Below are 24,703 nucleotides of genomic sequence, written 5' to 3' on the forward strand. Positions count from 1 at the left end.
GGCCGGCAGCTTCCCACGCGGTAGGGACAACGAGGCGGGAGAGCCAGCGCCACTGCTGGTCAGCCGGTGGCGGCCTGCTGTTCGGCGACGGTGCCGGAGAGGTGGTAGGCGGTGGAGATGTCGACGCCGAGGGCAGCGAGGAGGTCGAGGGCGGCGGTGAGGGGCGGGGCTCCGGCCATGCGAGCGGCGGCAAGGTGGGCGGGGAGCCGGTCGGCGGCGATCAGGGCTGTCCACTGGGTGGCGGAGAGGGCGAGGTAGTGCAGGCCGGGGAGGTCGGCCAGCAACGCCAGGTCCGTGCTGGCGCAGCGGGACAGGTCGAGGGAGCGCAGCGCGGGGAGGGTGCGAAGGGGGGTGAGGTCGATCGGGGTCTCGGAGGCGACGGCGAGTGAGGCGAGGTGCGGGTGGCCGGTGAGCGGGGTGAGGTCGGCCTCGGCGGCGAGGCCGACGGTCAGGTCCTCGATGGGGAGTGCTGCCACCGGGGACAGGTCGGTGGTGGCGCAGCGGTTGAGGTGCAGGCGCCGCAGCTGTGTGGTGGCGGAGAGCGGAGACAGGTCGACGGGTGACGGGGCGTCATTGAGGTGAATCGCCTGGACGCCCGGCGCGAGCCGCTCGTCCAGCGCGGAGACCACCAACTGGCGCGCCCCTTCCCCTGACTGCTGCACGGCGTGCGGATCGGGGCGCCCCAGAGCCTGGCCGAGCCAGGCGGTGACAGAAGAAGCCACGTAGCGCGGACCGGCGTTGAAGTCCCGGCCCACCTCGATCACCTGACCAGGGCGGCCGTTCGTGGACGGCGAGAGGTCCACGGCGAAGAAGTTGCCGTCGAACCAGGTGGCGAACGGGAGCCAGCCCGGATGTCCCGAGCTACGGCGCACCGTGTTCGGCGGGTCGGCGTCGAAGACCACCTGATCCCAGCCGAGGCGCCAGCCGAACCAGGTCGGGACGCCGATGTACTCGTCATGTTCGGCCAGCGCCGAGTCGAGCGACAGCCAGCAGTACCCGTCCAGTGCCTCGCTGCCGCCGTCCCCGTCGGCCTCCAGGTACAGCGCGCGCAGGTCCGCCGGGAGTGCCTGCCCGAGGCGGAGCTCCGCAGTGGCGAGCTGCCCTTCGGTGACGGGTGCCGGCATCTGCGGTTCCGTGCCGGAGCGTTCGGCGTGCTGCCGGAGTACGGCCCGCAGCCGCTCGACCGCCTCTGCCGGGTCCCCGGCCGGGGGCAGCTCGGACGGCTCTGCGCCGTCGGCCGCGCCCGGTTCGGACGGCCGGAAGTCGGGGTCGAGAGTCAGTGTCCAGCCGTCCTCGTGGCGGCCCTCGGGCTCCAGCGTGCCCCGGAACACCACCAGCTCGAAGGCGCCGGACGAACGGCAGGTCAACTCCAGGGCGATGGCCTCCCAGCCGTGGCTGTCCCGGAACCGGGACACCAGTGAGGCGAGGCTCTCGTGCGGGGACGGCATGCTGAAGTAGGAGCCCGGACGGCTCGGCACCACATACCCGCTGCCGGACATGCCAGTGCCCGCCCGGCTCCCGTGCGCCCGCAGCACGCACTCCGTCCAGCCTTCCGGCGCCTGCGCGACGATCTCCGCCGTGATCTGCAGTGCCGCCTGCTCCACCGTCAGGTCCATGCCTGTCCCCTCGTCCGTGCTGTTCGGACGATCATGTCAGCAGGCTGCGACAGAGCGATCGGCAGTCGGCTGGCGCCGACGGGCGCTGCCGCCGCCTCCGATCAGCCATTGCACTGCCCCGGGCGCCCACCATCCCGCAGGGCTCGCCGGCACCAACCCGGCGAGCCTTCTCGGTCACAGCACCGGCCGTCAGCCCACGTTGACGGCGGCGTCCATCTCCCACATCAGCACCTCGGCGCCCTCCGCCCCCGCGGTGATCCGCTGGCCCTCGGCGGCGGCGATCCGGGCGGCGTCGCCCTCGCGGAGCAGTCCGGCGCCCTCCAGGGCGATCTCGCCCTTGGCCACGTAGAGGTGGACGAAGGGGGCGGTGGCCGCCTCGAGGGTCTCGCCGGGGCGGATCCGGGAGACGTGCAGGGCGGCGTGCTTCTGGCGGAAGGAGATCGCGCGCTGGTTGGCGTGCCTGCTCATGCCGGAGGCCAGCGTGGTCCAACCACCCTGGTCGAGCTGGTCGTTGATGTCCAGCTGCTCGTAGCCGGGCTTGATGCCGGCGGCGTCGGGGATGACCCACATCTGGACGAAGCGGACCGGCTCCCGGTGCTCCGGCTCGCCGGTGATCGTCCAGGAGTCGTTCTTCTCGCTGTGCAGGATGCCCGCGCCGGCGCTCATCCGCTGGGCCAGGCCGGGGTAGATCACGCCGTTGTGGCCCTCGGAGTCCTGGTGGACGAGTGCGCCGTCGAGCACCCAGGTGACGATCTCCATGTCCCGGTGCGGGTGGGTGTCGAAGCCGGTGCCGGGCGCCACCACGTCGTCGTTGGAGACGAGCAGCAGGCCGAAGTGGGTGTTGGCCGGGTCCCAGTGGCGGGAGAAGGAGAAGGAGTGCCGCGAGTCCAGCCACGGGGTGGTGGTGTGGAAGCGGTCGTCGGCACGCCGGATGTCGAGCACGGAAGCCATCGGTAGCCCTCCTTCGTTCTTGTTTACGATTCAACAATACACGCCCCGAGCCATTCCCCGGCAACCCTTCGGGATACACCTGTGGTGTATACACATGGTGAATACACTCAGTGCATACATCCGGTGCATAGCTACTCCGGCCCTAAGGACGACCCCCATGCCCCTCCCCCCGCACAGGCTCGCCGCCGTCGACGGCCTGCGACTGCTCGCCGCGCTCGGCGTCGCCGCCTACCACTACGTCGGCACCCCGACCGCCGACTTCTGGGGCCGCTACGACCTGCCGCAGGCGCTGCCCGTGCTGCACGCGGTCAGCGGCTACGGCTGGCTCGGCGTGGAGGCGTTCTTCCTGATCAGCGGCTTCGTCATCTGCATGAGCTGCTGGGGCCGCAGCCCGGCCCAGTTCGCCGTCTCCCGCACCGCCCGGCTCTTCCCGCTGTACTGGGCCGTACTGCTGCTGATCATCCTGGCCGGGGGCCTGGCCACCCTCGCCGGGCAGCACCCGAACACCCCGCTGGACCTGCGCACCGACCTGGGCAACCTGACCATGCTCCCGGGCGCGCTCGGCCTGCCACTGACCGACGGGGTCGCCTGGACGCTCTGGGTGGAGGCCCGGTTCTACCTGCTGATGGGCCTCCTGCTGCTGACCGGGCTCACCTACCGGCGCGCGGTGGCCTTCTGCGCCCTGTGGCTCGCCCTCGCCGCGATCGGGCGGGAGCTGCACTCCGAGCTGTTCGACGAGTTCCTGCTGACCCGGTACGCCGGGCTGTTCGTCACCGGCATCGTGCTCTACCTGATGCACCGCTTCGGGCCCAACCTGCTGCTCTGGCTGCTCGGCGGCTTCGCCTGGTGCTACACCCTCACCCTGCTCGGTGACCGGGTGGCCGACCACGCGGTGCCGGCCGGGCGCGGCGGCTCGCCCTCCTGGGCAGTCTGCGCCGCCCTGCTGACAGCCTTCCTCGCCCTGCTGGCCCTGGCCGGCCCCGGCCCGCTGGCCCGGCTGCGCTGGCGCTGGCCCGTCTACGCCGGGGCGCTCACCTACCCCTTCTACCTGGTCCACCAGAGCCTGGGCATACCCGTGGTCCGAGGTCTGCTCAAGGCCGGCCCGGGCCTCGGCCTGCTGCTGCCCATCACCCTTGGCCTGCTCTTCTCCGTCCTGCTCTCCGCCGCCCTGCACCACCTGGTCGACCGCCCCGGCCACCGCCTCCTGCAGCGCCACCTCACCCGCGCCCTGGACCCGGCGGAGCGGACGTGACTGTGTGCGCGCTCACACCCCGGCGTTGTGCGCGCTCACATACCAACCAATGAGCGCGCTCACATGCCAACCTATGTGTGCGCTCACATGCCAACCTATGTGTGCGCTCACACCCCGATCCGCAGCGCCGTCAACCGGCTCGCCACCAGGTTGACCGCCCCGTGCTGACGCTCGACGTGGCCGTGCACGAGGAGCCCCGCCCGGTCCAGGGCGGTACGGCGCTGGGGCTCCCAGACGGCACGGTTGCAGACCACGTTGATCAGGCCGGTCTCGTCCTCCAGGCTCAGGAAGAGCACCCCGCCGGCCGTCGGCGGGCGCTGCCGGTGGGTGACCAGGCCGCCGACCACCACCGGGGCGCCGTGCGGGGCGGCGGCCAGCGCGGCCGCCGAGAGAGCGCCGCCCCGGTCGAGGGAGGGGCGCAGGTGCTGCATCGGGTGGCTGGTGGCGGAGGTGCCGGTGGCCCAGAGGTCGGCGATGGTCTGCTCCACCGGGGTCATCACCGGCAGTTCGGGCGCCGCCGTGCCCGGCGTGGTGCCGGGCAGGGTGCCCGACACCTGGGCGTGCGCACCCGCCGCCCACAGCGCCTGACGCCTGGTCAGCCCGAAGCAGCCGAACGCCCCGGCCGTGGCCAGCGCCTCGAGCACCGGCACCGCGAGTCCGCTGCGCCGGGCGAAGTCCTCCAAGTCCTGGTAGGGCTGCCCCGCCGCCACCTCCTCGGCCTGGGCCGCGCCCAACCCCCGTACGGTGGTGAGCCCGAGGCGGATCGCGGGCTGCGGGTGCGGCGCGCGCCCGGCGGGCGCGGGGGCGGGCTCCGGGCCGTCGTCGGGCTCCAGCGTCGGGCCGGGCGCGCTGGCGTTGACATCCACCCCGCGCACCCGCACCCCATGCCGTCTGACGTCCGAGACCAGGCTGAGCGGGGAGTAGAAACCCATCGGCTGGTTGGCCAGCAGGGCGCAGGTGAAGGCCGCCGGGTAGTGGTACTTGAGCCAGGCGCTCGCGTACACGAGGTAGGCGAAGCTGATCGCGTGGCTCTCCGGGAAGCCGTAGTTGGAGAAGGCCTCGATCTTCGTGTAGACCTCCTCGGCGGTCTCCGGCCCGATCCCGCGCTCGGCCATCCCGTCCAGCAGCCGCCGGCGCAGCTCGGCGACCCGCTCGTGCGAGCGCTTGGCGCCCATCGCCTGCCGCAGCCGGTCCGCCTCGGCGGGGGTGAACCCGGCGCAGTCGATGGCCAGTTGCATCATCTGTTCCTGGAACAGCGGCACCCCGAGGGTCTTGCCGAGCGCGTTCTCCATCAGCGGGTGCGGGCAGTCGGCCGCCTCCGCCCCGGCCCGGCGCCGCAGGTACGGGTGGACGGAGCCGCCCTGGATCGGGCCCGGCCGGATCAGCGCGACCTCGACCACCAGGTCGTAGAACTCGGTCGGCCGCAGCCGGGGCAGGGTGGCCATCTGGGCCCGGGACTCCACCTGGAACACCCCGACGGTGTCGGCCCGCCCGAGCATCTCGTAGACCTCCTTCTCCTCCTTCGGGATGCTCGCCAAGTCGTAGTGCAGGCCGTGGTGTTCGGCGATCAGGTCGCAGGTGTCGTGCAGGGCGGAGAGCATGCCGAGACCGAGCAGGTCGATCTTGACCAGTTCGGCCCCGGCCACCGACTCCTTGTCCCACTGCAGCACCGACCGGCCGGGCATCCGGGCCCACTCGGTCGGGCAGATCTCGCCGATGGGCCGCTCGGTGAGCACCATGCCGCCGGAGTGGATGCCCAAGTGCCGTGGCAGGCCGTGGAGTTCCTGGGCGAGCGCGAGCACGTCGGCCGGGATCACCGCATCGGCGCCGGGCGTGCCACGGAAGTCGCTCTGCCGGGAGAAGGCGTCCACCTGGGCCCTCGGGTAGCCGAGCACCCGGGCGGCGTCGCGCAGCGCGAGCCGGGGGCGGTAGGTGATCACGTTCGCCACCTGGGCGGCGTGGTCGCGCCCGTACCGGCGGTAGAGGTACTGGATCACCTCCTCACGGCGGCGGTGCTCGATGTCCAAATCGATGTCCGGCGGCCCGTCCCGGGCCACGCTCAGGAAGCGCTCGAACAGCAGCCGGTAGTGGATCGGGTCGACCGCCGTGATCCCCAGCGCGTAGCAGACCGCCGAGTTGGCGGCCGAGCCCCGGCCCTGGCACCAGATGTCCTCCCGGCGGCAGAACTCGACGATGTCGTGGACGATGAGGAAGTACCCCGCCAGCTCGAGCTCCTCGATCACCCCCAGTTCGACGGCCAGTTGGCGCAGCGCCTTGGCGTTGCGCGCCCCGAACCGGCGCGGGCCGCCCTGGGCCACCAGCGCGCGCAGGTGGCCGATCTCGGTCTCGCCCTCGGGCACCGGGAAGCCCGGCAGGGCGGGCGCCAGACTGGAGAACTCGAAGGCGCAGGCCCGGCCGAGCTCGACCGTGGCCCGCTGGACGCCGGGGAACCGGCCCAGCCGGGCGGCCATCTCCGCGCCGGAGCGCAGGTGCGCCGTGCCGGCCGCGTTGGTCCAGCCGGCCGCCTGCCGCAGGGTGCGGCGCCCGTGCAGGGCGGCCAGGCTCTGGGCCAGCCGGGCCTCGGCCGGGGCGGCCTGGTGCACGTTGTTGGAGGCGACGGCCGCAAGTCCGGTACGGGCGGCCAGTGCGGCCAACCGGTCGTTGCGCAGGTCGTCGCCGGGCAGGCGGTGGTCGATCAGCTCCACGAAGACGTTCTCCGGGCCGAACGCCTCGGCGAGCGTACGGAGTTCACGCTCCTGCTCGGCCACCGGGGCGGCCGGGACCCGGCCCAGGCGGCAGCCCGTGAGCACCGCCCACTCGCCGCCGTGCGCCGCCGCCAGCTCGGCGAACTCGTACACCGGGCGGCCCTTGACCCCGCCCGCGAGCTGGGCCGTGCTGATCGCGGCGGAGAGCCTGCGGTAGCCCTCGGGGCTGCGGGCGAGCACCAGCAGGTGTTCCTCGGGGCCCAGGGTCAGCTCGGCGCCGAAGACCGTACGCAGGCCCGACCCGCCCGCGGCCTTGGCGAGCCGGACCGCTCCGTAGAGGCCGTCGTGGTCGGTCAGGCCGAGCGTCTCGATGCCCAGGCGGGCGGCCTCGGCGGCCAGCGCCTCGGGTTCGGCGGTGCCGTCGAGGAAGCTGAAGGCGGAGTGGGTGTGCAGTTCCGCCCAGGGGGCGGCGGCCGGCTCGGGGGGCTGCCTCGGGGCGGTGGGGGTCTCGCGGTCGGCAGGAGCGGTGCTGCCGTTGCCGTTCAGGCGGCGGCGCAGCTCGTGCCAGGAGAGCGAGGGGTGGCTGGTGAATCCCATCGCGGGGGCTCCGTCTCGGGTGGTGCGGTCCGGTCTCCCCCCGGGGTGTGCGCGGTGCCGGCTCAGTCGTAGGCGGCCTCCACCGACCAGTGGCCGTGCTCGACGGTGAGCAGCAGGGCGCGGCCGTCGGCGACCGTGACCTGCAGCCGGGCGCGGCGGCGGCGCCGGGCGGTGTCCCACCACTGCTCGACGGCGGGCCAGGGACCGGTCCAGCCGAGCACCGCCGCACCGCTGCCACCGCTGCCACCACTGTTTTGGAAGGCCACCCGGGCGGGCGGGGCGGAGAGCTCGGCCCGGCCGTTCACCGTGACCGGCTGCCCCGCCGCGTCGAGCACGGCGGCCGGGACGGGGCTGGTCAGCACCGTGGCGGGCTCCGGCCCGTCCAGCCGGCCCGGCCAGGGCGCGGCGGCCGGGCTCTCGTACCGCTCGCCCCAGACCACCTTGACGTGCTGCTCCCCCGGACCCCGGCCGCCCGCCGGCTCGGCCCGCCGCAGCCCCGCGTACCCCAGTACCGCCTGCACCCGGGCCACCGCCCGCTCCACCCTGTCCTCCACCACGGCCTGGCCCCACAGCGACAACTGCCGCCCCTGGTCCACGACCAGCCCTTCGGGCACCAGCCGCAGCCCGGTGAACCCGGCCACACCCTCCTGCAGGTGGGCGTCGGCCTCGGGGCCGGCCGAGGGCGCCGCCGACGGCCAGGGGGATTCGGCGAAGGTGCCGGTGGTCTGCCAGGCGTGGAGCTGCCAGCGGACGCGTTCGGCCAGGGCGGGGGCGCTGAGGGTGCCGTTGTGGTGCCAGCGGCGGGTGGCGGTGCGGCCGTCCGCGCAGGTGAGTTCGACGGCGACGCGGCGGCAGGTCAGGCCCTGGTCGGCCAGCCGGGTGTGAAGCTGTTCGGCGAGGGTCCGGGCGACGAAGATCAGCGGCTCGGCGAGCTCCTGCGGCGGGTCGAAGCGGTGCTCCACCGACAGGTCCGGCTGGTCGGCGGGCGGCACCAGGGGCCGCGAGCGCAGCCCCCGGGCCCGCCGGTGCGCGGCCGCCCCGACCGGCCCGAACCGGTCCGCCACGGCCCGGCCGGGCAGCGCGGCGAACTCGCCGACCGTCGCCAGCCCGAGCCTGGTCAGCAGCTGGGCCAGCGGCTCGTCCCCGAGCGCCGCGACCGGGTACGGCGCCAGGAACTCCGGCGTCCGGCCGGCCGGCACCAACACCCCGGCGCGGGCCGCCAGCACCGCGGCGAACAGCCCGTCCGCCACCCCGACCTGCCCGTGTGCGACGGCCCGCCCGGGCGTGGGGGCCTGGCCGGATGCGGGAGTCTGGCCGTGCTCAGGGAGCCGCCCGAGCACAGCGTCCCGTCCGGGCGCGGGAGTCCGTCCGGGCGCGGGAGTCCGCCCGTGCCCGGCGGCCCGTGCGGACGCACCGACCCGCCCGGGTGCACCGGCCTGCCCGGGTGCACCGACCCACCCAGGCGCACTGGTCGGCCCAGGCACACCGGTCGGCCCAGGCGCTCCGGTCTCCCGGGCCAGCACCTGCGCGACCGCCGCGTGCACCTGCGCCGCCAGCGCCTCCTCGCCGCCGAAGTACCGGCTCGGCCCCTTCACCGGGATGGCGCACATGCCGGGCCGCAGCACCTCCACCCGGGGCGTGAACGCGGCCACCGCCGCGACCACCGGTTCGAACAGCCGGGTCTCCGCCTCCTCCTCGCGTTCGCGCAGCTCGAGCTGCGGGCAGAGCCGCTGCGCCAACCGCAGCAACTGCCCGCGCCGCACCCCGGCCGCCCGGGCCGCCGCCGAACCGGCCAGCACCCGGCCCTCCGCCGCGACCGCCACCGCCGCCTCGGCGTCGGCACCCACCGCGACCACCGGCCAGTCCGGGCACCACACCACCAGGACCCGGGCCGGCCCCGTCTCCCGCTCCGTCTCCGTCATCGCCGCTCACCGCCGCCCGTCTCAGACCGCCGCCAGCCGCACGGCCGGCTCGTCCCGTCCGACTGCGGCCGACTCGTCCCGTCCGACGCCTGCGGCCGCTTCGACCGGGCGGGCCTCGCCGTGCTCGTCCGGGAGCCAGAGCCGCGCCGTCCGGGGGCGGGTCGCCGCGCCACGGCCCTGGGCCATGACCTCGACCTGCCGCCCCTGGAGCTGCCCGTGCCCGGCCCCCAGCCCGAACCACCGGGCGGAGCCGACCTGCAGCCGCAGCACCGCCCCGGGCCAGGGCCCGGCGACCAGCAGCGCGCAGCCGCCGCGCCGCAGCACGGCGGTGAGGCGGGCGGCCAGCTGCGGCGGCACCGGCGCGTCGGGGCGCAGCAGGATCAGGCCGACCGCTCCGGCCAGCGCGGAGACCACCTCCGGCCAGTGCGGCCCGGGGGCGTCGACCAGCAGCAGCCGGCGCAGGTCCAGCCCGTACCCGGCCGCCGCGCCCAGCCCCAGCTCGGGCAGCCCGACGGCCGCCACCCACTCCCCCGCACTCCCGCCCGCCAGCGCCAGCAGCAGACCGACGTCCCCGACCACCGACACCGCCGCCCCGCGCCGCAGCCCACCTTCGGGCAGCAGGCTCTCGAACACGGGCAGCACCGGCACCGGCCCCGGTTCCTCCCGGTGCCCCAGAAGCGCGACGGGGCCCCCGGCGGCGGGCCGGAGCACGGACCGGAGCGGCGACACGGATTCGGAAGTGGACACACCCCCAGCATCGAACATTCGTTCGGAAATATTCAAGTCCGAATCCGCCCAGCTCAACGCCGGGACGCGACTGGGCACGGCTGGGCCCGACCGGGCACGACCGGGCACGACTGGGCACGGCAGATGTCACCAGGGTGTGCGATTTGCCGTCGGCAAGATCACCCGGCAGGGGGCGCTGCGCCCCGGCGCGCCGCTGGGCGGACGGACGGGCGGACGCGCCGACGGGCGGACCGGCGAAACCGCTCGGGCTATCCGCCGGCGCGGTAGCGGCCCGGGGTCGTGCCGACGAGGTCGGTGAACGCCGTGATGAAGCTGCTGGGGTTGGCCCAGCCGCAGGCGTGCGCGGTGTGGGTGGTGTCATGGCCCTCGGCCAGGAGTACCAGTGCGTGGTGCACGCGCAGTTGCGTGCGCCACTCGTAGAACGTCATGCCGAGCTCGTCGCGCAGCAGCCGGCTCAGGGTGCGGGCGCCGGCCCCGACCTGCCGGCCGAGCCCGGCCAGCGTGGTCGTGTCGGCCGGCGTACCGGACAGGATCCGCTCGACCGCCCGCAGCCGGTCGTCTCGCGGGTGCGGCAGGTGCAGGGGCTGTTCGTCGGCCTCGCGAAGCTCCTCGACCAGCACCCGCAGCAGGCGCTGACGCGCGGCGCGGCCGTACCGGGGCACCGCCTCACCCCCGCCGCCCGCGTCGTCGTGGCCGTTGCGGCGCGGGTCGGTCAGGGCGAGCAGGACTTCCCGGGCCAGGCCGGAGACCCGGAACACCACCGGACGCTCCGGCACCAGCCGGGCCAAGGACGGCGACAGGAAGACGATGCGCATGTCCGTTTCCCCGTGGGCACGGTGACGGTGCGTGAACCCGGCCGGCGTCCACGCGACCCGGTTGGCCGGCACGATCGACGTCCCGCTCTCGGAGTGCAGCACCAGGACACCACTGGCCGCGTACACCAGGTGCCCGCGCGCGTGCACCCGCGCCTCGCTGCTGCCGCCCGAGGGCCACAGGTGGCGCCCGCCGGAGGGCCAGGTCAGCGACGTGGCGCCGGCGTCCGGGTGTGCTTGGCGGGGAACGGGCATCGGTTGGCATCCTATCGGTGGCCCGCCATGACGCGGGCCGATGAGACTCTCCGTCATGAGCGGTGGCCCGGTGCCACGGCCGAGCAGATGAGGGGGAAGTCCCATGGCAACGTTCGTTCTCGTACCCGGCGGCTGGCACGGCTCCTGGGCGTTCGAGCAGGTGGTCCCGCTGCTGGAGCGGGCCGGCCACACCGTCCACGCCCTGACCCTGACCGGCCTGCGCCCTCATGACGCCCCCGCCACGATCGCCGCCGCCAACCTCGACACCCACGCCGACGACGTGCTGCGCCTGTTGGAGGGCGACCGCCTCGACGACGTGACGCTGGTCGGTCACAGCTACGGCGGGATGGTGATCACCGCCGCCGCCGACCGCGCCGACGGCCGGATCGGCCGGCTGGTGTACCTGGACGCCTGCGTGCCGCGCGACGGCGATTCCTGCTGGTCCCTCATGAACGAGGGCTACCGGCAGTCGTTCGTAGCCGGTGCTGCCGGCACCGGCTACGCCGTCCGACCCCCGTGGCGGCCGGACGGCGACCCGCGCCGCCGCCCCCACCCGCTCGCCGCCCTCCTGCAGACGGTCCGCCTCACCGGCGCCCACGCAGACGTCCCCCGCCGGGAGTTCGTCTACTGCTCGGGCTGGGAGGACCGCACGCCGTTCGCCGCCCAGCGCGCCCGGCTGCTCGCCGACCCACGATGGACCGTCCACGACCTGCCGACCGGTCACAACGCGATGCGTGAGGCCCCCCGGGCGGTCGCCGCGCTGCTGCTCGCCGGAGCGGAAGCGCCCGGCGCGCACGTCACCGCGGGAAACCGTTGGCGGAGCACGGCCGGGCGGTGCTAACTTGCCGGTGGCCGTGCGAGAGAACGAGGAGGTGGTACCCGTGAACGCAGTACTGACATGGGTGCTCCCCTCCGGGGTCACGGTCGGGCGGTAGGTCGCCCGGGAGCGCCGTCACGAGCACTCCCGAAAGGCACCACCGTGCACTTCACCTCCGAGCAACGCCTCGAAAACGGCGTCCTCGAACGCGAATTCACCCTCGACGGCATCCCCGGCATCCTGTGGACGCCCCCGTCCGCAGCCGCGCCGGCACCAGCACCGCTGATCCTGCTCGGCCCGCCGCCCCTCGGACTGCGCAAGGCGTACCCCCGGCTGGCGGCCCGCGCCCGGCACGCGGCGGCGGACGGCTTCGCCACGGCCACCCTCGAACTTCCCGGCACCGGCGACCGGCCCCGGCTCCCCGAGCTCGAACAGGCCCGCGCCGACCTGCGCCGGGCGTTGGCGGCCGGCGAGCCGGTCGGCGACGAGATCACCGGGGCCCTCATCCTCCCCCTGGTGGACAGGGCCGTCCCGGAGTGGCGGGCCGCGCTGGACGCCCTGCTGGCCCTGCCCGGGATCGGCGGCCCGGTCGGGTACTCGGGAGGGGTGATCTCCATCGGCACCCGGCTGGCGGCGGTCGAGCCGCGCATCCGGGCCGCCGTCCTGTTCGCCGGCAGTTACGTGCCCCGCGTCATGTTCGAAGAAGCCCGCCAGGTCACCGTCCCGCTGCACGTCCTGCTGCAGTGGGACGACGAAGGGAACGACCGGCAGGCCGCCCTGGACCTGTTCGACGCCTTCGGCTCCGCCGAGAAGACGCTGCACGCCAACATGGGCGGGCACACCGGCGTCCCGCAGTTCGCGGGGGACGCCGCGGGCCAGTTCTTCCTCCGGCACCTGCGCTGAGCACGGCCGCCACCCCCGGACGCCCTCGGACGTCCGGGGGCGGCGGTTCAGCGGACGCGGTTCAGCGGACGCCGCGCGGTCGGAACTGGATGCTGATCCGCGGGCCGACCGGGCGGGAGCTCTTGGGGATCGCGTGCTCCCAGGTCCGCTGGCAGGAGCCGCCCATCACGATCAGGTCCCCGTGCCCCAGGGCGTGCCGCACGGTCGGGCCGCCGCCGAAGCGGGGCCGCAGCAGCAGCGGGCGCGGCTCCCCCACCGAGACGATGGCCACCATGGTGTCCTCGCGGTCGCCCCGGCCGATCCGGTCGCCGTGCCAGGCCACGCTGTCCCGCCCGTCGCGGTAGTAGCAGAGCCCCGCCGTGACGAACGGCTCGCCGAGCTCCTCCGCATAGTGCGCGCTCAGCTCCTCCCGGGCCCGCCCCAGCACCGGCTCCGGCAGCGCCTCACCCTCCCCGTAGTACGCGAGCAGCCGGGGCACGTCCACCACCCGGTCGTACATCTCCCGCCGCTCCGCCCGCCACGGCACCTCCCCGACCAACCGCTCGAACACCGCATCGGCCCCCGCCAGCCACCCGGGCAGCACGTCGATCCAGGCCCCGCTCCCCAGCACCGTCCGCCGCACCTCCCCGAGCGGCCCGAGCCCGACCGTGTCCACCGCCCCGAACAGCGAGCCCTGCAGTTGGAAGTCCATGCCTCCACCATAGGCGCTGTTCGAATATTAGTTCGAGTCGATTCGACTGCCGACGCCTCGCCCGGCACGGGCATGCAGCTCAGCCGCGCCCGGAGGACGAGAAGCTGTGCCGCTCGAAGTGCCGGGCGACCGAGAACGGGTGCCGGTCATCGGTGAGGACTCGATGGACGAACTCCGTGGTCGAGCCCTCGAACCACGCCCAAATGTCACCGTCGTCGTTGCAGGCGACGACCGGCCACCGATCGGGGTCAGCGTTGCCGGTGAGCCAGAAGAACTGGTCCCCCTGGACGGAGTCGGCCCACTGCAGCAGTCCGCCCGGCGCAGGGAAGAGCCGGTACGGGCTGTGGAGATCCCTGCTGCCGGGATCCGCCGAGGCGAGCTCCCCGGCCTTCAGGGCCCGCGTGACCAGATCGTGCCGGCCGGCCGGGGAGTCCGGTGTGCAGAGGCCGAGGAAACCGTCGAACTCGCCGGAGCCGAATCTCTCCGCCAGGCGCTGGTAGTCGGTGGGCAGCGGGCTGCCGAGTCTTGCCTCCACCGACGGCCAGTCGATGGACCGGGCCTGAGGGGTCTCCCAACCGGTCACCGCGGCGAGTCTCTCCAGCCACGTCGTGCCCGCCCAGTCACGGCCGTCATCCGGCAGGCAGCGGAGCGCCGGGTCGACGCGATCGCCGACCACTGCGACCAGGCGCAGCTGCGAGCCGGCTTCGTCGCGGGCGATTCCGCATCCGACCCAGCGCCTCCGGACCGCCCAGCCACACATCTCGAGCAGGAGACCGCCGAACGGGGTCACCAGCGACAGGCCGCGGTCCTCGTCGAGCGACGGGTCGGCGAAGCCTCCCAGCACCAGGGTCCGCGGGTCGCCCCAGCGCTCCCGCAGGGCGTCGACCAGGCCGCGCAGCCCTTCGGCGAGCGCCTCGTCGGCCATGCCCGCGGGCCCCGTCTCCAGTTCCACGACGGCGGGGCCACGGCCAGGGGCCGCAGGCGACGACGTCGCGTTCGGACGGGCGAGGAGCTCATCGACCTCGCGGAGACGGACGGCGGTGTGCATGGCAGGGAGTAGACCGCAGGGCGCTGACAAGCCGGCCGACGGCCCTCAGAACGATCGCCGCCGACCGATCGACTTGGCCTGGGCGAATGGTTAGAGTGCGGTGAAGTCACCAGCTTTCTCGGGGGGTTGAGTTCGATGACTGTTGCGCGCAGGTCTGTCCTCAAGGGGTCGGCGGCGGCCGGTGCCGCATTGATCGCGGGGAGTGCTTCGCCCGCTCGGGCCGAAGAAGCCTTACCCGGTGCCGGGCCGCTGCTCCAAAGCACGCCCCACCGGCTCGGCGCGCCGAGCGTGAGCGGGCTGCACCTGCAGTTCGGTACGGACGCGTCGTCGGAGGTGGTCGTCTCGTGGATCACCCCGCAGTCGGTGCGCCGCCCGCACGTGCGGCTCGGCAGCCCGGACGGCGGGCTCGGCCGGGTGGTGGAGGCCCAGACCCGGACCTACCGGGACGCGCTCTCCAAGGAGGAGGTGTACGTCCACCACGCCCGGCTGACCGGACTGCGCCCGGCGACCACCTACCTCTACGCGGCGGGCCACGACGGGGCGACCCCCGAGACGGGCTCGCTGACCACCGCCCCGCGCGGCCGGGCCCCCTTCACCTTCACCAGCTTCGGCGACCAGGCCGCCCCCAACCTGCGGCGCCAGGTCACCTTCCCCGACGGATTCCCCGGACCGCTGGGTCAGTACCCGGTGTTCACCAGCAGCCAGGTCGGCACCGCGCACTCCGCCGACATCGTGGCGGCGGTCGAGCGGGTCGGCCCGCTCTTCAACCTGGTCAACGGCGACCTCTGCTACGCCTCCTACAGCGGCCGCCACGGCCAGAGCCGCACCGCCACCTGGGCGGACTGGTTCATCAGCAACAGCCGCTCGACCCGGCTGCGGCCCTGGATGCCCTGTGTCGGCAACCACGAGAACGAAGGCGGCAACGGCCCGCTCGGCACCCTCGGCTACCAGGCCTACTTCACCCTGCCCGACTCGGCGGCCTCCTCCGACGAGGAGACCCGGGGCATGTGGTACGCCTTCACCGCCGGTTCGGTACGGGTCATCAGCCTCGCGAACGATGACGTGGCGATCCAGAACAGTGGTGACACCTACCTGCGCGGCTACTCCGGCGGGGCCCAGCAGCGCTGGCTGGAGCGGGAGTTGAGGGCGGCCCGGGGCAGCCGGGAGATCGACTGGATCGTGGTCTGCATGCACCAGCCGATGATCTCCAGCTCCATGCACGGCAGCGGCAGCGACCTGGGCATCCGCGAGGCCTGGGGCCCGCTGTTCGACGCCTACGGGGTCGACCTGGTGCTCAGCGGCCACGAGCACTACTACGAGCGCTCCCACCCCGTCCGCGGCACCCTGCCGAACGACACCCGCACCCCGGTGCCCACCAGCACCGACAAGGACCTGGTCGACACCGGCCGGGGCACCGTCCACATGATCATCGGCGCGGGCGGCAACGCCGCGACCACCCAGGACGACCTGTTCGAGCGGCCCTTGGGCCGGGTGGTCGTCGGCCTGGAGGCCGTCAAGAACCCGCCCGGGCCCTACCGGGAGTCGGTCTGGGTCACCGAGGACGCACCCTGGGCCGCCGTCCAGGACCGCAAGCACACCCACGGCTTCGCCGCCTTCGACGTCGACCCGGGCGACCGCCGGAGCGGGCGCACCCGGATGCGGGTCACCTACTACACCTTCGACGGACCGCACGGCGACCTCACCCCGGTGGACACCTTCACCCTCGAACGCGACCGCTCCGACCGCTGGGGCTGACACCGCGTCCGGCTGCCGCAGCAGCTCTGGCGGCAGCCGGACGCGGCTGCCAAGATGCGCGCGGGGTGACGTTCCACCCCGAAACGAGCACAACTGACCTGAGGAGACAACGTGTTCATGGCACTGAAGGGCCACGGCCGCCTGCTCGCAGCCGGTCTTGCTCTCTCCGCCGCAGCGGTGGCGTTCCCGGCCTCCGCCTCCGCCGCACCGCAGACCACGACCAAGTCCGGCTCCGCGCAGCCCATGACCAACTACTGCTGGCGCACTTCGGCCATACCGGGCTCGACCTTCATCGACTCGTTCGACTCCTGCAGCGGCTGCCACGACGAGGCCAACTGGAAGGCCCTGTGGGACGGCAACACGTACTACTTCTACTGCACGTACAACCCGAGCAACGGGCTGTTCGATCTGCAGAGGATCCCCTGGTGACGGAGGCGGCACAAGAGCCGTAACGGTCTCGCCACCCGGCCGGTTCAGCCGGCCAGGTGGCGGCGCAGGCCGCGTTCGCCGCTGCGCGCGGCCAAGGCGTGGTTGGCCAGGAACAGCGGGCGCGCCAGCGGGGCCAGGCGGCGCAGCAGGGGGCGGCCGGCCCGTACTTCCTCCTCGAGGAGCACCCGGGTGCCGGGGCCGTGGGCGGTCGTGGTCCACCGGGACCACCCGTCGAGATCCCCGTGCAGGGTGGCTTCGAGCACCCCGGCCGCCTGGTCCTCGCGGCTGCGCCGCAGGGCGAACGTGAGCGAGTACGGCAGGCGGGAGCGGATCACGACGGCGCTGACGTCACCCCCGACCGGCCGGACGCTGCGGACCTCCCGCCACCAGAGCGGATAGGAGCCGACGTCCCGGAGCGCCGCGTAGACCGCGGCGGCGGGCGCGTCCAGCTCCCAGACATGCCGGAAGCGGTAGTGGTTCAGGTCCATGGCCAGGCCCATCCTAGGAGTGACCCCCCGGCTCCGGAGTGCAACCGTCACCGACAAGTCGAATCGCCTTGACAAATTTTCTTGTCGGCCGGACACTGAAGGGGTGCTGGAGATCGCCGTGATCGAAGAACCCGCCGCGGCCGAGGCCTCCCTGGATCCGATCCGGTCCGGGATCCTCGCCGCCCTGGCCGAGCCGGGCTCGGCCGCGATGCTGGCCGGGCGGCTGGGGCTGCCCCGGCAGAAGGTCAACTACCACTTGAAGGAGCTGGAGCGGCACGGACTGGTCGAGCTCGCCGAGGAGCGCCGCAAGGGCAACGTGACCGAGCGGATCTACCGCGCCTGCGCCGCCTCCTACGTGATCTCCCCGGCCGTGCTCGCCGCCGTCGGCCCGGACCCGGCCCGCTCTCCCGACCAGCTGTCGGCCCGCTGGCTGCTGGCCCTGGCGGCGCGGCTGGTGCAGGAGGTCGGCCAGCTGGTGACCGGCGCCGCGCGCGCCGGGAAGCGGGTGGCCAGCTACGGCATCGACGCGGAGGTGCGGTTCGCCTCCGCCGCCGACCGCGCCGCCTTCGCCGACGAACTCGCCCAGGCGGTGGCCGCGTTGGTCAGCCGCTACCACGACGAGACCGCGCCCGGCGGCCGCACCCACCGGGTGGTGGTCGGCCTGCACCAGAAGCCCGCCCCGCACGCCACCTCGCAAGCCGAGCAGGAGAGCCCGCGATGACCCACCCGTTCGAGATCGAGCTGGAGACCAGCCTGCCGGCCACCCCGGACCAGGTCTGGGAGGCGATCGCCACCGGGCCGGGCCTGGACTCCTGGTTCATGGGCCGCAACGAGGTGGACCCGCGCGAGGGCGGCACCGCAGCGATGGAGACCGGCGGCCACCGGCAGGAGGCCCTGATCACCGGGTACGAACCCGGCAAGCGGTTCGCCACCCGCACCCCGACCGGCCCGGACGGGCGGTTCATGGCCTTCGAGTACCTGATCGAGGGCCGCGACGGCGGCAGCACCGTGCTGCGCGTGGTGCACAGCGGGATGCTCGGCGACGACTGGCAGGACGAGTACGACGCGCTGCGCCGCGGCTGGCCGTTCCACCTGGGCACGCTGCGCCAGTACCTGGCCCACTTCGCCGGCCGCACCGCCGTCCCGGTCTTCGCCGTGGCGCCGACCGGCGGACGGCCCGACCCGGAGGTCCGCACCGTCCTCGCCGACGCGCTCCGGATCGCCGCGCCGGTGCGCCAGGGCACCCGGGTGCACGCCGAGCCGGACGGTCTGCCGCCGCTGGACGGCGAGGTGGCCTGGGCCGACGACGAGCGGTTCGAGCTCCGTACCGCCGACGGGCTCTACACCTTCCACCACGGCCGCGGGGTCGCCCTGCTCTTCCACCACCTCTTCGGAGCCGGCCCCGACGGGGCCGAGACCGCCTGGCAGCAGTGGCTGTCCGGTCTGCTCACCTGATCCACCGACCAACCACCCCACACACCCTTGGGACCAACGATGCGCACTCTCATCAGCACCGCCTTCATCTCCCTCGACGGCGTCGTCGAGGCCCCGGGCGGCGAGCCCGGCTACCGCAACTCCGGCTGGACCTTCAAGGAGGTCGAGTTCCTCCCCGAGGCCTTCGAGATCAAGGGCCGCGAGCAGGAGGAGTCGACCGCGATGCTGCTCGGCCGGGTCAGCTACCAGTCCTTCTCGCCCGTCTGGCCGGACATGCCGGAGTTCGCGCACTACAAGGCGCTGCCCAAGTACGTCGTCTCCACCACTCTCACCGAGGACGACCTGGTGTCGAACTGGGGCGAGACGGCCATCCTGCGCACCCTCGACGAGGTCGCCGCGCTCAAGGAGACCGAGGGCGGCCCGATCATCGTGCACGGCAGCGCCGCGCTCAACCAAGCCCTCTCGGACGCCGGGCTGATCGACCGCTACCACCTGCTGGTCTTCCCCCTGCTGCTCGGCGCCGGCAAGCGCCTGTTCAGCAGCACCGACAAGGACACCCAGAAGCTCGAGCTGGTCGAGCACGCGGTCTACGCCAACGGCCTGCAGAAGCAGGTCTTCGACGTGGTCCGCTGACCGCGCGGAGAACGGCGAGGGCCCCGGTCGCCCGGGGCCCGCACGCTGTGGTGTGCCGTCAGTCGATCCAGCGGACCACCAGCACCGCGGCCAGCGCCACCGCGACGGCGACCACCCGGAAGCCGGAGTCCATGGCCGCGCTGAGAGCCGCCGCCGAGGCGCCCGTACCGGCCGCCGTGGTGCCCAGCGCCGTACCCATGGCGGCCACGCCGAGGGCCGAACCGACCTCGCGGGCCGCGCCGTTGAGGCCGGAGCCCATGCCCGCGCGGTCCGGCGGCAGGGCCGTCATGATGCCGCCGGACAGCGGGGGCAGCGCCAGGCCGAGCCCGGCCAGCGCCAGCGAGGGGCAGAGGATGTACAGCGGGTACGGGGTGTGCGAGTCCACCACGGAGAAGGCGGCGAGGCCGCCGACCAGGGCGGTGAAGCCCATGGCGACCACCCGCTTGGCGCCCAGGCGGCGCACCAGCGCGGTGGAGCGCCGGGAGGCCACCGTCATCGCGACGGCGATCGGCGCGATCGCGCAGCCCGCGAGCGCCAGCGAGTAGCCGTGCGCGACGGTCAGGTACTGGGCGTTGACGTAGAACATCGCGAACGCCCCGGCGAAGGCCACCGTCACACCGAGCGTCCCGGCCCGGACCGGGCGCAGCGCGAACACCCGGGGGTCGAGCAGCGGGTGGCGCCGGCGCAGCCCGACCAGCACGTACACCACCGTGATCAGGGCGGCCGCGGCGAAGGAGCCGAGCACCCAGAGGGAGGTCCAGCCGCGCTCGCGGCCCTCGATCAGCCCGTTGAGCAGCGCCACGATCGCGGCGGCGAGCAGCACCGAGCCGGGGGCGTCCAGCGGGGTCGGGCGGCGGGGAGTGCGGGGTGCCCGCAGCGCGGTGAGCGCCAGCAGCAGCGCGCCCGCCGTGCCGAACACCCAGAACAGCCCCTGCCAGGGCAGGAATTGGAGCACCAGACCGCCGACCACGTTGCCGAGGATGCCGCCGACCGCGAGCGAGGAGGTCCAGGTGGCGACCGCCTGCGGGCGGGCGGGCGGTGCGATGACCAGCATCAGCAGCCCCAGGGTGACCGGCAGGGCGAGTGCGGCGCCGGCGCCGGCCACCAGCCGCCCGGCGATCAGCACCGGCACGCTCCCGCCCAGGGCCGCGACCAGGCTGCCCGCCGCGAACAGGCCGAGGCCGGTGAGCAGGACGCCCTTGCGGCCGAACCGGTCGGCCAGCGCGCCGCCCGGGATCAGCAGGCAGGCGAAGGCGATCAGGTAGGCGTCCACGATCCACACCAGGGCGGTCGGGCTCGGGTGCAGCGTGCTGTGCGCGATCGAGGGCACCGCGAGGTTCATCGCGGCCGCCATCGCCTGAAGTGTCCCCGCGCACAGGGACATCAGGACGAGCACCTCCCGGCCGCGCGGGTGGCTCTCCGGCGTGGCCGGCGGTGCGGTGACGGCCTCCCGTTTCACTGAGTGCCTCGTCTCCATGGCGTCCCCTCCAGTGTCGAATCAGAACGCGACCGACGCTAGGAGAGGCATGGCATAACATCAAATGCAGTCATCTGAAGAATAAGTTGCATCGAACGCAATGATGCAGGTGGGAGGCCATTCCGTGAGCGCCACGGCCCGGGACATCGATCTGAATCTCCTCGTCGCCCTCGATGTGCTGCTCGACGAGTCCTCGGTGACGGCCGCCGCCGACCGGCTCGGCCTGTCCGCGCCCGCGATGAGCCGCACGCTGGCGCGGATCCGCACCGCGTTCGCCGATCCGATCCTGGTGCGGTCCGGGCGGACGATGGTGGCGACCCCGCGGGCGGAGGCGGTGCACCCGGAGGTCAAGGCGCTGCTCGACCGCTCGCGCGCGCTGTTCGCCGAGGGGCGGCCCCTGGACCCGGCCCGGCTGGAGCGGACCTTCACCGTCATCAGCAACGACCTGCTCTCGCCCGCCCTCGCCACCGGACTGCTGCCCCGGCTGCGGGAGCAGGCACCGAGGGTGACCGTCGTGCTGCTGTCCGAGGGGCACCACCCGGACGACCTGGTGCTGCGGGACGGGCGGGCGGACCTGGAGGTACGGGTGATCACCGCACCCGCACCCGAGACCCGGGTCGAGCCGCTGCTCACCGACGCGATGGTCGCCGTGGTCCGGCGCGGCCACCCCCTCACCCGGGCCCCGCTCACCCCGGCCGCGCTGGCCGGCGCCCCGCACGTGATCACCTCCCGGCGCGGCCGTCTGCGCGGCCCGCTGGACGAGGCACTGGCGGGGGCCGGCCTGAAGCGCCGGGTGGTCGCCACCATGCCGACCTTCGCCGCCGCGCTCCAACTCGTCGCCACCACCGACCTGGTGAGCCAGGTGCCGGACCTGACCGGCCGCCCGCTCACCTCCGCCCTCGGCCTGACCACGCTGCCGATCCCGCTGCCGCTGCCGCCGATCGAGATCGCGATGGCCTGGCACCCCCGCCACGACAACGACCCGGCCCAGCGCTGGTTCCGGGCCCAGGTCCGGTCGGCACTGGACCTGCGGAATCAGGCCGGGCGCAGCGTGCAGGGGTAGGTCAGGTACGGGCCCAGCCAGCCCTCCTGGTCGCCGCTCTTGAAGGCGACGGCCCGGCCGGTGAGCCGGCCGTCCTGCTCGGCCCGCACCGCGAGAGCGAAGCTCGGGCTGTTCAAGCGGGCGTCGGCGGTGGGCAGTTGGAGCGGGGCGCTGACGACCAAGTCCCACTGCCGGGTGGCGAAGGCGGCGGTGGTGACCGGCGGATGGTCGGCGAGGCGCAGCTCTGCCTGACCATCCGTCATGACCACTGTGGTCACCGGGATTTGGCCGTCCGCCGTGTCGATCCACCCGGCCCACTCGCCCGGGGCCTGCTCCATCGGGCGGACCGGGTCGCTGTCCGGGGTGACCAGGCCGGCGTGGAAGCCGGGGGCCAGCGCGCCCACCAGGTGGTCCACGACGGCGTCCCGGGCTGCCTTGTCGGTGGAGTTGGCCAGCACCGCCACCGCGAGCTCCCGCTCGGGGATCTCGATCATCATGGTGGCGACGCCGCCCATCCCGCCGCCGTGACTGCGGACCACCGGGCCCTCGCCGTGCGAGACGATCCGGCCGAAGCCGTATCCGAGCAACTCGCCGATGGGCAGCGCGTCGTGCATCGCCGCCTCGGTGGCGGGCTTCAGCAGCCGGTGGCCGCCCCGGGCGAAGCGCGCGATGTCCGCCGCCGTCGCCCAGCCGGCTCCGGCGGCGGGGTGGCCGCTGTGACAGGTGGCGTAGCGGCGGCCGTCGGCGGTGTACCGCTCGGCGACGGGGCCCGGGCCGGAGTAGGCCGAGCCGAGGCCGAAGCCCGTCAGGCCGAGCGGCTCGGCGATCCGCTCGCGCAGGTGGTCGGCCAGGCCCTGCCCGGTCGCCGACTCCAGCAGCCTGCCCAGCTCGTGGTAGCCGAGGTTGGAGTACTCGAACCCGGTGCCCGGCTCGCGGACCAGCGTGCGGTAGCGGTCGATGTCGATCGGCAGCGTGCCGTCGTCGCCGTAGTGGAAGTTGTAGAACGCTGGGAAGCCGCCCCGGTGCTGGAGCAGCTGACGCGGCGTCGGCGCGGTCCACGGGTGATCGCCCGGGACGGGGGCGTCCAGGTCGATCAGCCCCTCGTCGGCCGCCAGGCAGACGGCGGTGGCGGTGAACGCCTTGGTGACGGAGGCCAGCCCGTACACCGTCTCCGGCGTGGCCGGCCGGCCGCTCTCCCGGTCCGCCAGGCCGTAGGCCCGGGCCAGCACCAGTTCGTCCCGCTCGACCACCGCGACCGAGACCGACGCACAGCCGTGCTCGGCCAGCGCCTGCTCGCAGACTTCGTCCAACCCGTCCACCATGCGGTCGACCTCCCCTGTCGGTTCTGCTGTCCGGTCGGACGATAGCGCTCCGCTCCCGAACAACCGTCAGCGGGGGCGGCCGGTCATCTGGGCAGGCATGGGACAGGGGTCAACACCGGCACGAAGCGGAGAGGGTGTCCGCCACTTGCACCTCGGCCCTTTCCGATGGCGACACGGGTTCCTATCGTTGAGGGCATGACAACTTTACGTCTGGCCATGGCCGCTGCCCTCACCGCCCTCACGCTCGCGGCCCCGGTGACCGCCGCCCATGCCGGTGACACCGCCACCGGCGCGGCTGCCGCCGTCACCGCCCAGCAAGCCCTGGCCCAGGTCCAGGCAGCCGCCACCGCCCACCAGGGACAGCGCACCGCCACCGGGGTCACCGCCCACGACTCCGCGCCGTTCTTCTTCCACGTCCGGGCCTACGGCGACGGGTACTGCCTCGACAACTTCGCCAGCGGCGGCGGCGCGAACAACTCACCCGTCGGGTTCTGGGCCTGCAACGGCGGCCCCACCGAGCTGTGGCGCTGGCGGCAGTACAACTCGGGCACCTTCTACGGCTGGGAGCTCGTCAACAACGCCTCCGGCCGCTGCCTCGACTACCCCGAGTCGTGGGGCAACACCGTGGGCGGGCAGTTCAACGTCTACGACTGCAAGGACGGCGCCGCCCCCGGACAGACCTTCCATGCCTACGTCAGCGGCAGCAACATCTCTCTCACCTCCCCCAAGACCCCCAGCGTCGTCGCCCTCGACGGGTACTCCTCCTACTGGCACGGCAACGGGAGCCCGGTGGGCCTGTGGTACGCCGACACCGGCAACTTCAACGCCTGGCAGACCTGGTACTGAGCGGCCCCGGCCCGGTACGGCGCACCGCTCAGCGCCTGCGGGCCAGGAAGAGGTCGCTGACGTGCAGCAGGTCGATGCCGCCGCCGCGGGCGTCGAGCAGTCGGGCGGTCTCGGCCATCACCGCCTCGCGGGCCTCGGGCGCGAGCACCCGGTAGGTGGAGATGGAGGAGAGGAAGCCGAGGTAGCGCTCGGTGTCGTAGTGGACCTGCCGGCGGAAGCGGTGGCTGCGCAGGTCGGTGAAGCGGCCGTCCCGGCCGGCCTCGGCCGCCGGCCAGTTCTCCGCGTCCGCAGCCGAGCCGGTGCCGGGCGCGCCGTCGTACCAGTGGGCCAGCTGACCGTGCGGCGAACCGGCCACGCCGTGGCGCCGGTCGATCTCGCCGAGCCGGCGGAACAGCTCCTCGTCGAGCACACCGTGCGGGTTCCAGAACAGGGCGACGGCGCCGCCCGGCCGCAGGCGCTCGTGCACCAACTCCCAGCGCCGGTCGGGGTCGAACCAGTGCCAGGCCGTGGCGGCGTAGAGCAGGCCGAAGCTCCGCCCGCCCGGCTGCCACTCCTCGAACCCGCCGACCTCCACCCGGACCTGCCCGTACCCCTCGGTGTTGCGGCGCAGCACCTCGGCCATCCGCGCGTCCGGCTCCACACAGACCAACGGCACACCGCGCGCGGCGAACAGCGTGCTGGCCTTGCCGGTGCCCGCGCCGAACTCCACTGCCGAACTCCCGCCCAGTCGCGCGTAGTCCAGCACCTCGGCCACCAACTCGTCCGCATACCCGGGCCGGTTGGCGTCGTACACCTCGGCGACCTCGCCGAACACCCTGGCCGGAACCACCTCGGCACGCTCCGCAGAACTCATGGACCCCCGCTTCCTCGCTCGAAACCGGTGGGCACCGTACTGGGCCCGCACCGGCCCGGGCCACCGGATTTCTCCGCGGCCCCCGGCGGTGCGCAACCTCCGCCGCCC

Annotated in this window: 22 protein-coding genes; 10 read left to right on the forward strand and 12 right to left on the reverse strand. The window is 73.8% G+C overall.

The features are described from left to right. Positions 1-59: 59 nt before the first annotated feature. Together ABT095_RS04385 and ABT095_RS04390 are read right to left on the reverse strand one after the other, a co-directional pair. Positions 60-1,616 carry an SMI1/KNR4 family protein gene (locus ABT095_RS04385; RefSeq protein WP_350527752.1) on the reverse strand — a complete coding sequence of 519 codons (1,557 nt, stop codon included), beginning with the start codon at positions 1,614-1,616 and terminating at the stop codon, positions 60-62. A gap of 189 nt (positions 1,617-1,805) precedes the next feature. Next, entirely contained in the window at positions 1,806-2,567 is a 762-nt protein-coding gene (locus ABT095_RS04390; protein ID WP_350527753.1) for a pirin family protein, read from the reverse strand. 157 nt (positions 2,568-2,724) lie between these two features. Here ABT095_RS04390 and ABT095_RS04395 point away from each other — a divergent pair, with 157 nt between their 5' ends. Next, on the forward strand, positions 2,725-3,819 hold the full coding sequence (locus ABT095_RS04395) for an acyltransferase family protein (RefSeq protein WP_350527754.1): 1,095 nt from the start codon (positions 2,725-2,727) through the stop codon (positions 3,817-3,819). Positions 3,820-3,926: 107 nt separating this feature from the next. On the opposite strand, the gene ABT095_RS04400 is transcribed toward ABT095_RS04395, so the two are convergent. From ABT095_RS04400 to ABT095_RS04415, 4 genes are all read right to left on the reverse strand, one after another. Next, the gene (locus ABT095_RS04400; protein WP_350527755.1) at positions 3,927-7,121 is read right to left on the reverse strand and encodes an error-prone DNA polymerase; all 3,195 of its coding nucleotides are present in this window, start codon (positions 7,119-7,121) and stop codon (positions 3,927-3,929) included. A 62-nt stretch (positions 7,122-7,183) separates the two neighbouring features. After that, the gene (locus ABT095_RS04405) at positions 7,184-9,043 is read right to left on the reverse strand and encodes a DNA polymerase Y family protein (protein ID WP_350527756.1); all 1,860 of its coding nucleotides are present in this window, start codon (positions 9,041-9,043) and stop codon (positions 7,184-7,186) included. 21 nt (positions 9,044-9,064) lie between these two features. After that, on the reverse strand, positions 9,065-9,691 hold the full coding sequence (gene imuA' / locus ABT095_RS04410; RefSeq protein ID WP_350527757.1) for a DnaE2-dependent mutagenesis accessory factor ImuA': 627 nt from the start codon (positions 9,689-9,691) through the stop codon (positions 9,065-9,067). A gap of 347 nt (positions 9,692-10,038) precedes the next feature. Next, the gene (locus tag ABT095_RS04415; protein ID WP_350527758.1) at positions 10,039-10,857 is read right to left on the reverse strand and encodes an AraC family transcriptional regulator; all 819 of its coding nucleotides are present in this window, start codon (positions 10,855-10,857) and stop codon (positions 10,039-10,041) included. Between the two features lie 103 nt (positions 10,858-10,960). Here ABT095_RS04415 and ABT095_RS04420 point away from each other — a divergent pair, with 103 nt between their 5' ends. Both ABT095_RS04420 and ABT095_RS04425 read left to right on the forward strand, forming a co-directional pair. After that, positions 10,961-11,698 (forward strand): alpha/beta fold hydrolase, encoded by a 738-nt coding sequence (locus tag ABT095_RS04420; protein WP_350527759.1) that lies wholly within the window; start codon positions 10,961-10,963, stop codon positions 11,696-11,698. Between the two features lie 138 nt (positions 11,699-11,836). After that, complete coding sequence (locus ABT095_RS04425; RefSeq protein ID WP_350527760.1) at positions 11,837-12,577, forward strand: dienelactone hydrolase family protein; 741 nt, start codon at positions 11,837-11,839, stop codon at positions 12,575-12,577. 61 nt (positions 12,578-12,638) lie between these two features. On the opposite strand, the gene ABT095_RS04430 is transcribed toward ABT095_RS04425, so the two are convergent. Together ABT095_RS04430 and ABT095_RS04435 are read right to left on the reverse strand one after the other, a co-directional pair. Further along, the gene (locus ABT095_RS04430) at positions 12,639-13,268 is read right to left on the reverse strand and encodes an alpha-ketoglutarate-dependent dioxygenase AlkB (protein WP_350527761.1); all 630 of its coding nucleotides are present in this window, start codon (positions 13,266-13,268) and stop codon (positions 12,639-12,641) included. A gap of 79 nt (positions 13,269-13,347) precedes the next feature. Then, positions 13,348-14,220, reverse strand: a complete 873-nt coding sequence (locus ABT095_RS04435; protein WP_350527762.1) for an SMI1/KNR4 family protein — start codon at positions 14,218-14,220, stop codon at positions 13,348-13,350. Between the two features lie 384 nt (positions 14,221-14,604). On the opposite strand from ABT095_RS04435, the gene ABT095_RS04440 reads away from it, so the two are divergent. Together ABT095_RS04440 and ABT095_RS04445 are read left to right on the forward strand one after the other, a co-directional pair. Further along, positions 14,605-16,071: a purple acid phosphatase family protein gene (locus tag ABT095_RS04440; RefSeq protein ID WP_350527763.1), complete on the forward strand. Its 1,467-nt coding sequence runs from the start codon at positions 14,605-14,607 to the stop codon at positions 16,069-16,071. A 111-nt stretch (positions 16,072-16,182) separates the two neighbouring features. Further along, positions 16,183-16,500: a hypothetical protein gene (locus ABT095_RS04445; protein WP_350527764.1), complete on the forward strand. Its 318-nt coding sequence runs from the start codon at positions 16,183-16,185 to the stop codon at positions 16,498-16,500. A gap of 44 nt (positions 16,501-16,544) precedes the next feature. Here ABT095_RS04445 and ABT095_RS04450 read toward each other — a convergent pair whose 3' ends face one another. Beyond that, the gene (locus tag ABT095_RS04450) at positions 16,545-16,988 is read right to left on the reverse strand and encodes an SRPBCC family protein (protein ID WP_350527765.1); all 444 of its coding nucleotides are present in this window, start codon (positions 16,986-16,988) and stop codon (positions 16,545-16,547) included. 103 nt (positions 16,989-17,091) lie between these two features. On the opposite strand from ABT095_RS04450, the gene ABT095_RS04455 reads away from it, so the two are divergent. The 3 genes from ABT095_RS04455 to ABT095_RS04465 are packed head-to-tail and all read left to right on the forward strand — an operon-like array spanning position 17,092 to position 19,055. After that, positions 17,092-17,709 (forward strand): ArsR/SmtB family transcription factor, encoded by a 618-nt coding sequence (locus ABT095_RS04455; RefSeq protein WP_350527766.1) that lies wholly within the window; start codon positions 17,092-17,094, stop codon positions 17,707-17,709. Further along, positions 17,706-18,443 carry an SRPBCC family protein gene (locus ABT095_RS04460; RefSeq protein ID WP_350527767.1) on the forward strand — a complete coding sequence of 246 codons (738 nt, stop codon included), beginning with the start codon at positions 17,706-17,708 and terminating at the stop codon, positions 18,441-18,443. Before ABT095_RS04455 ends, ABT095_RS04460 begins: the two co-directional genes overlap by 4 nt. A 39-nt stretch (positions 18,444-18,482) precedes the next feature. Beyond that, complete coding sequence (locus ABT095_RS04465; protein WP_350527768.1) at positions 18,483-19,055, forward strand: dihydrofolate reductase family protein; 573 nt, start codon at positions 18,483-18,485, stop codon at positions 19,053-19,055. 58 nt (positions 19,056-19,113) lie between these two features. On the opposite strand, the gene ABT095_RS04470 is transcribed toward ABT095_RS04465, so the two are convergent. Next, complete coding sequence (locus ABT095_RS04470; RefSeq protein WP_350527769.1) at positions 19,114-20,514, reverse strand: MFS transporter; 1,401 nt, start codon at positions 20,512-20,514, stop codon at positions 19,114-19,116. Between the two features lie 142 nt (positions 20,515-20,656). Between ABT095_RS04470 and ABT095_RS04475 the strand changes: the two genes are divergently transcribed. Beyond that, positions 20,657-21,595 (forward strand): LysR family transcriptional regulator, encoded by a 939-nt coding sequence (locus ABT095_RS04475; RefSeq protein ID WP_350527770.1) that lies wholly within the window; start codon positions 20,657-20,659, stop codon positions 21,593-21,595. Here the strand turns inward: ABT095_RS04475 and ABT095_RS04480 are convergent. Continuing rightward, positions 21,568-22,896, reverse strand: a complete 1,329-nt coding sequence (locus tag ABT095_RS04480) for a serine hydrolase domain-containing protein (protein WP_350527771.1) — start codon at positions 22,894-22,896, stop codon at positions 21,568-21,570. The two genes, ABT095_RS04475 and ABT095_RS04480, sit on opposite strands and share 28 nt — an antisense overlap. 195 nt (positions 22,897-23,091) lie before the next feature. Here ABT095_RS04480 and ABT095_RS04485 point away from each other — a divergent pair, with 195 nt between their 5' ends. Further along, positions 23,092-23,742, forward strand: coding sequence for an RICIN domain-containing protein (locus tag ABT095_RS04485; protein ID WP_350527772.1), 651 nt, complete (start codon positions 23,092-23,094; stop codon positions 23,740-23,742). A 28-nt stretch (positions 23,743-23,770) separates the two neighbouring features. Here ABT095_RS04485 and ABT095_RS04490 read toward each other — a convergent pair whose 3' ends face one another. After that, positions 23,771-24,595 carry a class I SAM-dependent methyltransferase gene (locus ABT095_RS04490; RefSeq protein ID WP_350527773.1) on the reverse strand — a complete coding sequence of 275 codons (825 nt, stop codon included), beginning with the start codon at positions 24,593-24,595 and terminating at the stop codon, positions 23,771-23,773. Positions 24,596-24,703: the final 108 nt, after the last annotated feature.

The sequence above is a fragment of the Kitasatospora sp. NPDC002227 genome, from assembly GCF_040296285.1.
Lineage (GTDB): Bacteria > Actinomycetota > Actinomycetes > Streptomycetales > Streptomycetaceae > Kitasatospora.

What these genes read in the sequence shown, in the direction of transcription:
- ABT095_RS04385 (WP_350527752.1), bottom strand. Translation starts at nt 1,616, where the DNA reads ATGGACCTGACGGTGGAGCAGGCGGCACTGCAGATCACGGCGGAGATC.
- ABT095_RS04390 (WP_350527753.1), bottom strand. Translation starts at nt 2,567, where the DNA reads ATGGCTTCCGTGCTCGACATCCGGCGTGCCGACGACCGCTTCCACACC.
- ABT095_RS04395 (WP_350527754.1), top strand. Translation starts at nt 2,725, where the DNA reads ATGCCCCTCCCCCCGCACAGGCTCGCCGCCGTCGACGGCCTGCGACTG.
- ABT095_RS04400 (WP_350527755.1), bottom strand. Translation starts at nt 7,121, where the DNA reads ATGGGATTCACCAGCCACCCCTCGCTCTCCTGGCACGAGCTGCGCCGC.
- ABT095_RS04405 (WP_350527756.1), bottom strand. Translation starts at nt 9,043, where the DNA reads ATGACGGAGACGGAGCGGGAGACGGGGCCGGCCCGGGTCCTGGTGGTG.
- ABT095_RS04415 (WP_350527758.1), bottom strand. Translation starts at nt 10,857, where the DNA reads ATGCCCGTTCCCCGCCAAGCACACCCGGACGCCGGCGCCACGTCGCTG.
- ABT095_RS04420 (WP_350527759.1), top strand. Translation starts at nt 10,961, where the DNA reads ATGGCAACGTTCGTTCTCGTACCCGGCGGCTGGCACGGCTCCTGGGCG.
- ABT095_RS04430 (WP_350527761.1), bottom strand. Translation starts at nt 13,268, where the DNA reads ATGGACTTCCAACTGCAGGGCTCGCTGTTCGGGGCGGTGGACACGGTC.
- ABT095_RS04450 (WP_350527765.1), bottom strand. Translation starts at nt 16,988, where the DNA reads ATGGACCTGAACCACTACCGCTTCCGGCATGTCTGGGAGCTGGACGCG.
- ABT095_RS04460 (WP_350527767.1), top strand. Translation starts at nt 17,706, where the DNA reads ATGACCCACCCGTTCGAGATCGAGCTGGAGACCAGCCTGCCGGCCACC.
- ABT095_RS04465 (WP_350527768.1), top strand. Translation starts at nt 18,483, where the DNA reads ATGCGCACTCTCATCAGCACCGCCTTCATCTCCCTCGACGGCGTCGTC.
- ABT095_RS04480 (WP_350527771.1), bottom strand. Translation starts at nt 22,896, where the DNA reads ATGGTGGACGGGTTGGACGAAGTCTGCGAGCAGGCGCTGGCCGAGCAC.
- ABT095_RS04485 (WP_350527772.1), top strand. Translation starts at nt 23,092, where the DNA reads ATGACAACTTTACGTCTGGCCATGGCCGCTGCCCTCACCGCCCTCACG.
- ABT095_RS04490 (WP_350527773.1), bottom strand. Translation starts at nt 24,595, where the DNA reads ATGAGTTCTGCGGAGCGTGCCGAGGTGGTTCCGGCCAGGGTGTTCGGC.